At 62.0% G+C, this 11,286-nt stretch carries 8 protein-coding genes; all 8 read right to left on the bottom strand.

Features of this window, described 5'->3' with window-relative positions; all coding sequences use genetic code 11:
* Window position 1: 1 nt before the first annotated feature.
* The gene (locus QZH45_RS15060; protein WP_050593813.1) at window positions 2-1,372 is read right to left on the bottom strand and encodes a DHA2 family efflux MFS transporter permease subunit; all 1,371 of its coding nucleotides are present in this window, start codon (window positions 1,370-1,372) and stop codon (window positions 2-4) included.
* A gap of 32 nt (window positions 1,373-1,404) precedes the next feature.
* Window positions 1,405-2,616, bottom strand: a complete 1,212-nt coding sequence (locus QZH45_RS15055) for a type III PLP-dependent enzyme (protein ID WP_024777669.1) — start codon at window positions 2,614-2,616, stop codon at window positions 1,405-1,407.
* Window positions 2,609-4,393 (bottom strand): IucA/IucC family protein, encoded by a 1,785-nt coding sequence (locus QZH45_RS15050; protein ID WP_024777670.1) that lies wholly within the window; start codon window positions 4,391-4,393, stop codon window positions 2,609-2,611. The genes QZH45_RS15055 and QZH45_RS15050 overlap by 8 nt, the downstream gene beginning before the upstream one ends.
* Window positions 4,394-4,563: 170 nt before the next feature.
* Window positions 4,564-5,940: a diaminobutyrate--2-oxoglutarate transaminase gene (locus QZH45_RS15045; RefSeq protein ID WP_053191785.1), complete on the bottom strand. Its 1,377-nt coding sequence runs from the start codon at window positions 5,938-5,940 to the stop codon at window positions 4,564-4,566.
* A gap of 317 nt (window positions 5,941-6,257) precedes the next feature.
* Window positions 6,258-8,681, bottom strand: coding sequence for a TonB-dependent receptor (locus QZH45_RS15040; RefSeq protein WP_053191783.1), 2,424 nt, complete (start codon window positions 8,679-8,681; stop codon window positions 6,258-6,260).
* A 67-nt stretch (window positions 8,682-8,748) separates the two neighbouring features.
* A complete protein-coding gene (locus QZH45_RS15035) occupies window positions 8,749-9,693 on the bottom strand; it encodes a FecR domain-containing protein (protein ID WP_053191781.1) in 945 nt (314 codons plus the stop codon).
* A complete protein-coding gene (locus tag QZH45_RS15030; RefSeq protein ID WP_024777674.1) occupies window positions 9,693-10,202 on the bottom strand; it encodes a sigma-70 family RNA polymerase sigma factor in 510 nt (169 codons plus the stop codon). The genes QZH45_RS15035 and QZH45_RS15030 overlap by 1 nt, the downstream gene beginning before the upstream one ends.
* 467 nt (window positions 10,203-10,669) lie before the next feature.
* Entirely contained in the window at window positions 10,670-11,191 is a 522-nt protein-coding gene (locus QZH45_RS15025) for an SgcJ/EcaC family oxidoreductase (protein WP_055136235.1), read from the bottom strand.
* Window positions 11,192-11,286 lie beyond the last annotated feature (95 nt).

The raw sequence follows: 11,286 nt of genomic DNA, 5'->3' as shown, positions 1-11,286 counted from the left end.
ATTAACGTTGTTCGAGCGCCACGGACCGCACTTCGGGCGCCCGTTCCGGCATGGGGAAACGCCAGGCGCAGGGCAAGGCGAGCAGGATCAGCACGCCGGTGGCGATGAACACCTCGCTGACGGCGCCCGAGGCTCGCAACGCAGAACCCGCTTCGGCGCCCAGGCGCATTTCCAGCCAGAGCGAGGCGATCACGATGGCCAGCGACGACACGAGGCGCCGGGAGATGTTGTTCATCGCCGCGCCCTGGGTGACCATCGGCTCCGGCAAGGCGTTGAGCCCGGCGGTGGTCACCGGCATGTAGGAAAGCCCCAGCCCGGCACCGCGCGCCATCATCAAGACGAACACCGTGGCGAGGGTGGCCTGCGGGCCGAGCATGCCCAGGGCCAGGGTCGAGGCGCCGGTCAGCAGCATGCCCACCGACACCACGGCCCGTGGCCCGTGCCGGTCGAGCAACTTGCCGCCCATCTGGCCGAACAGACTGGCGAACCCGGCGGTGCACAGCAGGGCGAACCCGGTCCAGATCGCGCTGTAGCCCAGCACCATCTGCACCAGCAGCGGCACCAGCACCAGGCACTCGAACATGCCCACCGACTGCACCACGGCGATGATCACGCTCAGGCGGTAGCCGCGCAGGTTGAAGATCCGCAGGTTGAGCAGCGGCTCCGGACGGCTCAACTCGACGCGCACGAAGGCGGTCAGGCACAGCGCGCCCGCCGTCAGCATCCCCAGGTTGAGCGGATCCAGCAGGCCGTCGGCGTGATGCAGGCGACTGGTGGCGACCATCAGCAAACCAATACCCGAGGCGATCAGCAGATACCCGGCGCCATCGAACGGCTTGCGCTCCGGCGGTTCGGAAGCCGGCAACACGCCCAATCCCAGGATCAGCGCCACCAGCCCGATGGGCACGTTCATCAGGAACAGCGAGCGCCAGCTGAACCACTCCAGCAACAGGCTGCCGCACAATGGCCCCACCGCCGGGGCGAGCATCACCACGGCACTCCACAGCCCCGTGACCCGCCCCCGCTCGTCCTTGGCATACACCGAGAAAATGATTGCCAGGGACAACGGGATCATCAGCCCGCTGGCGATCCCCTGGACCACCCGCGCCGCAATCACCAGCACTATCGAGTCAGCCACCGCGCCCATCAGCGAACCGCCGATGAACAGCGCCACGCCCCACAGATACAAGCGCTTGCGGCCGAGGCGCTGACTCAGGAAGCTGGTCAACGGCATGGTCATGCCCATGGCGGTCATGAAACCCGCGACGATCCAGGTCGCCATCAGTGGTCCGATGGCGAACGCCGCCATGAACGCCGGTAACGCCGGGTTGAGCGAGCTGTTGTTGAGGCTGACCGTGAGGGTGCCCAACATGACGTTGATCACCACCCAGTGACGCGGCACCGTCACAACCGCGCTCCAGTCGCAGTGGCGCCGACAAACTGTTGCAGCGGACGCGGATGACACAGGAAGTCCGCGTGGGAGATGTTGTAGCCATAGGCACCGGCCATGGGCAGTACCAACAGGTCCCCCACCTCGGCGCCTTGCAACTGGCGGCCGCGACTCAGTACATCCTTGGGCGTGCACAGCTGGCCGACCACGGTCCAGGCCTGCGCGGTGTCCGGCTGCGGCTTGCGCCGACGTGGCAGGTGGATGACCGGGTGATCGTGACTCTGGGCCGCCGGCAGACGGAACTGGTGGGTGCCACCACGACAGACCAGGAAGTGCTCGCCATGGCTGGTCTTGGTGTCCAGCACTTCGATCACGTAGTAACCACAGAACGCGCTGATGAAGCGGCCCGGCTCGAAGCGCACCACTGGTGGCTGCTCATGCTGCGCCAGGGACTTGCCCAGGTGCCGGCACAGACGCTGCCAATCGAAGCGCTGCCCGCTCAGGTAGTCGACGCCAATGCCGCCGCCGACGTTCAGGTGAGTAGGCTGCTCATCCCCGGTCGCCAGCGCTTTCCATTCGTTCCAGCGCTGCAGGTAGAAGTCCAAGAGCTGCTCGTGACGCTCCACCGAGTTCTGGTGGGACATTGCATGCACATGGAAGCCTTTGAGGCTCAGGTGACTGAACGCTTGCACCCGTCGCACGGCTTCCGGCAGTTCCGCTTCGTCGATGCCGAAGGGCGTCGCGGTGCCGGCCATCGCCAGTTTGCTCGACAAAATCGACGGCAACTGCGGGTTGATGCGGATGAACACTGGCTGGACACGGCCGGCCTGTTGCGCCAGACGCTGCAGACGGTCGATTTCATTGAGACTTTCCAGGTGGATCGCCTCGACCCGGTTCTCCAGGGCGGCCCGCAGGTCCGAGTCGAGTTTGCCCGGCCCGGAGAACACGTAGGGCTTGCGCGTCGGGCACGCCACGACCCGCTCGATCTCGCCGCCCGAGGAAATCTCGAAACCGCTGACCAGGGGGGCCAGGGCCGCGAGCATCGGCGCCTCGCTGTTGGCCTTGATCGCGTAATACAACTCCACACCAGCGGGCAGCGCGGCCATGACCTCGCTGACATGGCGGGTCAGCGCCTCAAGGTCATAGACAAACAGCGCCAGCGGATCCTCGCTGTTGCGTCGGGCCGCATCAATGGCGGCCATCACTGTTTCGGGCAGATCACGCATAACGCACCTCCTCGCCCCAAGGCGAACGCAGGCTGACGTAACCGGCCTGACGATCGGCCTTGGCGGCCAGGCGCACCTTCAGATTGGTTTTGCAGGAAATCGATTCGCCGGCGATCAGCGCGTCCAGTTCCGGCGCAGGCCGTACCAGCTCCTGACGAATGCTGCGCAGTTGGCGCGTCACCCGTTCCCACATCAACGGGGCCAGGTGCGGACGCTCCCAGCTCAGGGCCAGCACCGCTTCGGACAGATTGTTGATCAGCAGGCAGTAACTGATGCGACTCCAGCCCTGCTCACGGCTGTAGACCAGCGACTGGCGCACGCGGGGATGCAGGCCAACGTCTATGCCGGACATGCCCAGTTCCTCAGTCAACTTGACCCCTTCGAAGTCCCGCAGCAGCAGTTGCTGTGGCTGGCCGTCGTCGTGAATCAGCACGCTGTTCTGCAGATGGGGTTCCATCACCACGCCGTGGTTGAAAAACAGCGCCAGCACCGGACGCAGCAGCAGCGCCTGGTAGCGGTCGAACCAGTCGAGCAATTGCCCGTCATCCAATGTCCGGCCGTTAAAACCTTGCAGGAATTCATGGACCAGCGGCTGGGAATGAATATCCCGAGCAAACAGCGTACCGGTCATGATGCTCACGTCCGCGCCGCCGCGACGGCAGAAGTTCTCGCGCAGGATCGCGCCGGTCTGCTCGCGGAACCAGTGGCTGTCGGCTTCGCTCGCATACTTGGGCGCCCAGCTCAAAGAGCCCGGCTCGGCCACGGTGGACAGGCCACCCAGGGTTTGCGGCTGGGTCTGCTGCAAGCGCTGGAACAACTGGTCGATGATCAGGGTGCTTTCCAGCTCATACCAGGCGTTCTTGCGCACGCAGTTGGTGATGCGCACGTTCAGCGAGCCCTTGATGAAGTAGTCATGCCCTTCGATGTACCAGGTGCGCATGGAGGCCGTCGGGCTGGCCAGCGCGCCAGTGGTGCCCAGGTCCCGCAATTCGCCCAATTCCAGTTGCTGTTGTACCCGTCGGTCCTGCACGAACAGCTGTGCCTGGACCGGATGCAGACAAATGATCGCCCGGCCCGGCCGGGCACGACGCTGGTCGGCGAATCCGGCCAGCACTTGTTCTTCGGTCAGTCCGTTGGCGGAGATCCGCAGTCCTTCGCGCGGGACCTCGAACAGGTGCAGCGCTGTCCGGGCCTGGAACTCGGGAGCGTAGGTTTCCTGGGCCAGGTGGGCTGGCCAGAGCCGCGCCTTGGGCGCCGGATGATTCGGATGACCGAACCACAGCCCCTGCTCGCTGGCCAGGTAGTTGCTCAGCGGCGCCGGACCATCACCGTCGATATTGTGGGCGACGATGGCGGCGGTCAGGGACTGGCTTTGCAGCACCTGTTCGAGCAACTCGTCGTTGCTGGCGCGGGTCATGTGCTCACAGGCGCCGAGCAGTTGCGCGACGAACTCGGGGAACGCCAGGTTGCTCCACGACGTATCGCCCTGCCGCGCATACACATCGGACAGGTAGCGATGGCTGCCGAGACGATCGCGACGATCCACCAGCACGAAGAACTGTTGGCCGTTGGGCAGGCTGATGGTCAGGGGAATCCCCTTCGATTGCAGCCCTTCCAGATAACTTCCAGGTGCAATGCCGCGCATATCCTGGGGCCAGTGATAATCCAGGCAGTTTTCCGGCAGCGCGAACTCCTTGATCAAACAATTGAGCAAGGCGCGAGTGCTCGCCAATTCACTGACGCGGTGGGATAAAGCAGTACGATCGGGATATTGCATAGTTGCTCCTCGTAACTTGCGGGTTACGGATGACTTCATGTCTGGGCAAGTTCGTTTGTTCAGCGCCAAGACAATAGGTGCCCGCCTCCCCAACTTCGGGAAAATTGTTTAGCGCTGTTTATCAAGTGGCCGATATAACTTATATCGCCACGTATATATCGAATGATTGTTTAACGACGTTCTTGTGAAAGTGCAGCCTGCAGCGCTTGTTCAAATCGCTCCATTACCAAGGCGCATTGCTCGTCATCGATGATCAGCGGCGGCAACAACCGGATCACGTTGCCCTGTCGTCCTCCCCGCTCCAGCAACAGCCCGTGGTCGAAGCAATGCTTCTGGATGGCCACGGCGAGGGTGGGGTCGCCCGGATAGCTGCTCAGGCGATCAGGGGCCTGGCGCTCGTCGACGATCTCGATCCCCAGCATCAACCCGCGTCCTCGCACCTGCCCAAGGGCCGGATAACGGCGCTGCAACTGCACCAACTGAGTCTTGAGCCAGGCGCCGCGACGTTCAGCCTGGGCGGGCAGGTCCTGCTGCTGCAAAACGTTGAGCGTCGCCAGGCCCGTGGCCATGGCCATCTGATTGCCTCGGAATGTCCCGGTATGGGCGCCCGGCTGCCAGGCATCGAACTCACGCTTGAGGCCCAGCACGGCCAACGGCAATCCACCGCCTACGGCCTTGGACATGACAATGATGTCAGGCTCGATCCCAGCGTGCTCGAAGGCGAACATCTTGCCCGTGCGACCAAAGCCAGCCTGCACTTCATCAATGATCAGCAGAATACCGTGCCGCTGGGTGACTTCGCGGATACGGCGCAACCATTGCGACGGCGCGCAGTTGACACCGCCCTCGCCCTGCACCGCCTCGAGGATCACAGCCGCCGGCAGCGACACTCCGCTTTCGACGTCCTCGATGAACTGGGTGAAGTAATAGCCCAGCGCTTCGATCCCGGCTTCGCCGCCGATGCCCAGCGGGCAGCGATACTCATGGGGGTACGGCATGAATTGCACGCCCGGCATCAAGGACGCCACAGCGTCTTTCGGCCCGGTGTTACCTGTCACCGACAACGCACCGTGGGTCATGCCGTGATAGCCGCCGCTGAAGCTGATGATGCTGCTGCGCCCGGTGAACGTCTTGGCCAGCTTGAGCGCCGCCTCTACCGCATCCGCCCCGGACGGCCCGCAGAATTGCAGGCAGTAGTCATGGCCTTGCCCTGGAAGCAGGCTCAGGAGCTTTTCACTGAAGGCGTCCTTCTGCGGCGTGGTGAGGTCCAGGGTGTGCATCGGCATGCCTGAGGAGATGAAGTAATCGATGCTGGCCATGACGTCAGGATGGTTATGCCCCAATGCCAACGTCCCGGCCCCCGCCAGACAGTCGAGGTAGGTCTTGCCTTCCACGTCCGTCACCCAGACGCCATGGGCCTTGGCGATGGCCAGGGGCAACTTGCGCGGGTAACTGCGAACATTGGATTCGAACTGGCCTTGGCGGCGCAGATAATGTGCATTGTCCTTCTGCAAAGAATCGATGCGTACAGCGCTTTCATTCAACATGAGAATCAATCCTGATTAAGTCCCGATATGCAAATTATTCTCATTCGCTGATGAGTGCAATATTTAATTTCAAATAAATTGGGCATTTTTCGCGGTCTATTTTTATTAAATGACGCGCAGGGGAAATTCACCGAAATGAATTGGAGTATTCAGGAATAAACATAGGGACAAGGCACTTTAATATCAGTACCGAAAGCAGTGTTAATCAGCTTTTATATCGAATTACAGGCCTCAAATAATTGCAGATTAATATCAACCAATATCAGAACGATACATCACAATAGGTAAATAGCTCCGTCCGTGGAGCTGTACACCGTTCAGAAATCCACGGTAGCCGACAGAAGGTAGGTGCGCGGGGTCGACAATGTCAGACCGGGCTCGCTGTCATCCGAAGCCCCGGCTGAACTCCAGTAGCGTTTGTCCGCCACGTTCTCGACGTTGGCACGCAGGGTGATGTTCTTTTCATCGACCTTGAAGCCGTAGCGCGCACCGACGTCGAAGCGTACCCAGGAATCGATTTCCTTGGTGTTGGACTGGTCCAGGTACTGCGAGCTGGAATAGATGCCGCGGCTGGTCAGGGTCAGGCCCTGCACAGTCGGAACGTCCCACTCGGCGCCGAGGTTGACGTTGTATTTCGGCGTGGCCGGCGCGCGGTTGCCGTCGTAAGTGCCGCCGGTGGTGTTGGTCAGTTCGCTGTCGATGTACATCACGCCACCGAGCAGGCGGGTACCTTTGAGGGGTTCACCGAAGACGCTCAGTTCCACGCCGGTGTTTTCACGCTTGCCATTCGGACCGAAGACACGTGTCGTGGCGTCGGTCGCGTAGGCCGGCTGCTTGATCCGGAACAGAGCGGCAGTCAAGGCGAACGGACCGGCGTCGTACTTGGCCCCTACCTCGACCTGGCGACTGATGAATGGCGGGAAAATCTCATCCTCGTTGATCGAGGTTGACGGCGCGATCTTGCCCTGGCTCAGGCCTTCCATGTAGTTGGCATACAGCGACAGTTTATCGGTGGCCTTGAACAGGATGCCGCCCGATGGCGAGACTTTTTCCTCATCGTAGGCAGTGAGGCCTTTGACACCATTCGACCAATCGTCAACCTCTACCCGCTGCCAGCGGGCACCGAGGGTCAGCAGCAACCGATCATCAAAGAAACCCAATGTGTCGGACAACGCTACTCCGCTGAAGTGGTTCTCGGTATAGACCTTTGGGTCCGAACGCGTGGGGGCGTTCGGGGTTGGCGTTTCAACGGGGTCATATAGATTGCTTGGGGAGGCCGCATAACGCGCGCCGCCATTGGTAAAGTCCATATAAAAATAACTGGCAGCCAGGTTGACCTCATGGCTCACCGGCCCTGTATGGAACCAGTTTCGCACCCCTACGTTAGCCGTCTGGACATTCTCATCTCGGGTAAAGTCTCGCGGGGCAACGCTGAAATCACCAGCGGCATTAGTGACGATAACGCCGTGCCGAAGAAAATCATGATTACTCCTGCGTGCACCGACGCCGCCGTACAGCATGGTCGAATCACTGACATCGTACTCGGCGTTCACCATGCCGAAGGTGTCCTTGGTCCGTGCCTTGCTCCAGGACTGGGCATAGTTGCTGCGCACATCGCTGGCATGGGGAACCGGCGCGGCGGCGGCAACCTGCACACGTTCCTGCGGCGCATCGGTATCGCGCTCGGTGTGGCCGATGTCCGTGGAGAGACGCAGCCGTTCACCGCGAAAATCCAGGCCAACCACGGCCATCTCGCGGTCCACGCTCTGGTGATCCCATTCGGTGTCCCCGGACTGTTTCACGCCGTTGAAGCGAATGCCGAACTTGTTGTCCTCGCCAAAGCGTCGGCCGACATCCACGGCACCGCCGAGCTGGTTGTTGGACGCGTAGCTGCCGGTGAACGAGGTGATGGGCTTGTCGGTGGCGTGCTTGGGCACCACGTTGATCCCGCCGCCTACGCTGCCTCGCGGCGAGATGCCGTTGATGAGCTGGCTCGGTCCCTTGAGGATGTCGACGCGTTCAGCCATTTCCATGTCGATCGTATAGGTCGGCAGGATGCCGTAGAGGCCGTTATAGGCCACATCGCTGTTGAACAGACTGAAGCCGCGAATGGTGAACTGCTCATACCGCCCGCCTGCCGGGTTGGTCGCACGCACCGAGGGGTCGCTGTTGACCAGGTCGCCCAGGGTTCGGGCCTGTTGATTCTTGACGGCCTCACTGGTGTAGGTGGTCATGCTGAACGGCGTTTCCATGAAGTCACGCGAGCCCAGCAAGCCTTGGGAGCCACGACGTGCGACCTGGCCGCCGGCATACACTTCGCCCTCCTCCGAACTCGCGGTGCCGAGAATCGAGGTGGGCGCCAGTTGCAGGCTGCCCCCCTCCGGCGCCGGGGCCAGGATGTAGGCCTGTTCACCCACCGATTGCAGTTGCAGGCCGGAGCCTTGCAACAACCGGGCAAACCCCTCCTCCACCCCATATTCGCCCGAGAGTCCGGCGCTGTTGCGACCACTCACCAGCGCCGGATCCACCGACAGGTTGACACCCGCCAACCCGGCGAAGCGGGTCAGTGCCGCGCTGAGGCTGCCGGCCGGCACCTGGTAGCTGCGCCGGGCCGCTTCTTCGGCATGGCTGGATGAGATGAAGAACGGGCTGGCGCTCAGGCTCAGCATGAGACTCAGGTTCAACAGCGGACGCCAGCCGGCAAGGGCCGGGCGAACATGCAAAGGGACTACTGCGGACATTGGAAGGAGCTCTCGTTTTTGTGCACTTGCCTTGAATGACAAGCGAGACAAAAAAAGGGGACAGGCTTCAGGCGATATTTTTTCGAAGCGTCAGAGTGACCCAATAACGGGTGCGCATCTGGATATCCAGGGGCAAGCTGGCCGAAAGTAAAGCGAGGACTTTATCGGTGTTTTCCAGGCGGAAACTGCCGGTTACCCGAAGCGACTCCAGGGCGTCGTCCCAGCGCAGCACACCGGGACGATAGCGGCCCAGTTCACGGAGAAAGTCCCCCAGCGGCTGGTTCTGCGCCACGAGCACCCCTTCGCGCCAACCCGGTTGCGTGACGTCGAGCCCGACCACTGGCCCTGCGCCTGCTGCGTGGAGGCTGGCCTGCTGGCCCGCCTCCAGCCGCAGCACAAGTCCGTGCAACGGTTGCAGCTGTGCCGAACCGCTGACCACCGACACCCGGCAACCTTGCTCACCCAGGCGCACGCAGATTTCACCCCGGCTGACGGTAATCAGCCCATAGGGCGCCTGGACAGCCAAGGGCGTGACGCCACTGACCTTGAGGGCCATTTCGCCTTGCACCAGCCTCAGGCGCCGGGCCTTGAGGTCCAGGTTCACGGCGCTGTCGGTGTTCAGTTGCAAGAGGCTGCCATCGACCAGCGACCAGCTCCGCTGTTCGCCGGTGGCGGTGTGCAGGTCGGCGCGCCAGGCGTCCAGTGGCAACGCCCGGCCCAGCATCCAGGCCGTTGGAACCAGCGCGGCGACACCCAGTGCGCGCTTGAGTACGGCACGCCGGGGCAAGGACGGACGATCCAGGGTCGCCATGCCCAGCGAAGGCGGCACCCCGGCGAAGCGCTGACGAAGTCGCTGAGCCTTCTGCCAGGCCGCTTCGTGGTGAGCGCTGCTGTCGCGCCAGCGTTGCAGGCCGGCGGAGTCGAACTCGTTGCCGCCGAACTCCATCAGGGTCAGCCAGCGGGCAGCCGCCCGGGCGATGTCCCGAGCCTCGGACGACGGGGCCGGGCGCATCAAAAGTCCACCAGCAGGCAATGCTCATAGGCTTGGGCCATGTAGCGCTTGACGGTGCGTTCGGAGACCTGCATGCGCTCGGCGATTTCCCGGTAGCCCAGGCCTTCGAGCTGACTCCACAAAAAAGCCCGCCGCACCTGGGGTGGCAGGCCATCAAGCAATTCATCCAGGGCGTGCAGGGTTTCGAGCAGCAGCCAGCGTTGCTCCGGCGACGGTACGCACGCTTCGGGCAGGCTTGCCAGGGCATCGAGGTAAGCCTGCTCCAGATTGCGACGGCTATAGAAATTGCTCAGCAGCCGCTTGCCCACTGTGAGCAGATAGGCCCGTGGTTCATGCAGGTCCGCCAGGGGTTGGGCACTGGACAATACCCGCAGGAAAGTATCCTGGCGCAGATCCGCCGCATCCCAGGCATTGCCCATGCGCCGCCTCAACCAGCCTTCCAGCCAACCGCCATGGTCACGGTACAACGCGTGAAGGGAGTGCTCCGCCGGCGTAGCTGCATCAAACATGTCAAGAAGCCCTGCGCATGGAATGTCTTAAATGAGACTGATTCTAATTAATGTTCTCGAGCTAATCCAAGTCCTTTGTGCGGCGAGATGTGTAAATAAAGGCGAAACCGAGGGCTCTAGGCCAACCATCTCTTGTGGGAGCGAGCCTGCTCGCGATAGCGGTCTGCCAGTCAACACCAATGCAAGCTGACCCACCGCCATCGCGAGCAGGCTCGCTCCCACAGGGGAATTGCGGGCCTTCAGGACTTTCGCAGGCGCCGCGCAATACTGTGGGGCGGCGGTCAGACGCTGGGATTGGATTCAACCGGGACATGGTGGGAGCGAGCCTGCTCGCGATGGCGGTGGGTCAGTCAACATCGATGCAAGCAGGTCTACCGCTTTCGCGAGCAAGCCCGCTCCCACAGGGATCTTTCTGACACACAAAAAAAGCGCCCTTGGGATCAAGGGCGCTCGGGTGGCGTGGGATATCAGTGGCTGGCGTGCAGGACTTTCGGCACTTCCGGCATGGCCGAAGAGTGGTGGTTGATGATCTTCCATTGCCCGTTCAAGCGCTCGTAGAGGTAGGTGTAGCGTGCCTGGACGTCCTTCTTGCTGCCATCGGCATTGGTCAGGGTGAAGGTGTAGACCCCACTGTCCATCGCCGCATCGGGCCCCAGATGACGAATTTCCCGGTAGTTGATCTGCCCGACCGGCTTGCCCGCCAGGAAGTGTTCGAAATAATCCTGGATCTGCGCCGGCGTGGTGCGCACTTTGTTGGAAAGGGTCGGCTGCAGGATCGCATCCGGCGCATAGAGGCTGGTCATCGCGCTGGCATTGCCGGTCTGCAGCGTCTTGTTCCATTGGTCGAACAGCGCAGCGATCTCCCGGTCATTTACGTTCTGGGGTTGTTCAGCCACGGTGCGATACACGAAAGGCGTGGCATCGGCGGCGTGGACAAAAGCCGTAGTCAGTACAAAAAAAGTGGCGAGGGCCAGGGTTTTCATTTTCATCGTAGCGTTCCTTTCGGTATTAATAGCGTCGGTTTCAATGACCCCACTTTGCCGCTCGCAGCAGCTCCCGCCATCGGCCAACCGGTGCTGATCGA

The sequence above is a fragment of the Pseudomonas corrugata genome, assembly GCF_050920615.1.
In the GTDB taxonomy this organism is placed as follows: domain Bacteria; phylum Pseudomonadota; class Gammaproteobacteria; order Pseudomonadales; family Pseudomonadaceae; genus Aquipseudomonas; species Aquipseudomonas corrugata.
This window is presented reverse-complemented; position numbering and strand designations above follow the sequence as displayed.

What these genes read in the sequence shown, in the direction of transcription:
- QZH45_RS15055 (WP_024777669.1), bottom strand. Translation starts at nt 2,616, where the DNA reads ATGCGTGATCTGCCCGAAACAGTGATGGCCGCCATTGATGCGGCCCGA.
- QZH45_RS15050 (WP_024777670.1), bottom strand. Translation starts at nt 4,393, where the DNA reads ATGCAATATCCCGATCGTACTGCTTTATCCCACCGCGTCAGTGAATTG.
- QZH45_RS15030 (WP_024777674.1), bottom strand. Translation starts at nt 10,202, where the DNA reads ATGTTTGATGCAGCTACGCCGGCGGAGCACTCCCTTCACGCGTTGTAC.
- QZH45_RS15040 (WP_053191783.1), bottom strand. Translation starts at nt 8,681, where the DNA reads ATGTCCGCAGTAGTCCCTTTGCATGTTCGCCCGGCCCTTGCCGGCTGG.
- QZH45_RS15025 (WP_055136235.1), bottom strand. Translation starts at nt 11,191, where the DNA reads ATGAAAATGAAAACCCTGGCCCTCGCCACTTTTTTTGTACTGACTACG.
- QZH45_RS15060 (WP_050593813.1), bottom strand. Translation starts at nt 1,372, where the DNA reads ATGTTGGGCACCCTCACGGTCAGCCTCAACAACAGCTCGCTCAACCCG.
- QZH45_RS15045 (WP_053191785.1), bottom strand. Translation starts at nt 5,940, where the DNA reads ATGTTGAATGAAAGCGCTGTACGCATCGATTCTTTGCAGAAGGACAAT.
- QZH45_RS15035 (WP_053191781.1), bottom strand. Translation starts at nt 9,693, where the DNA reads ATGCGCCCGGCCCCGTCGTCCGAGGCTCGGGACATCGCCCGGGCGGCT.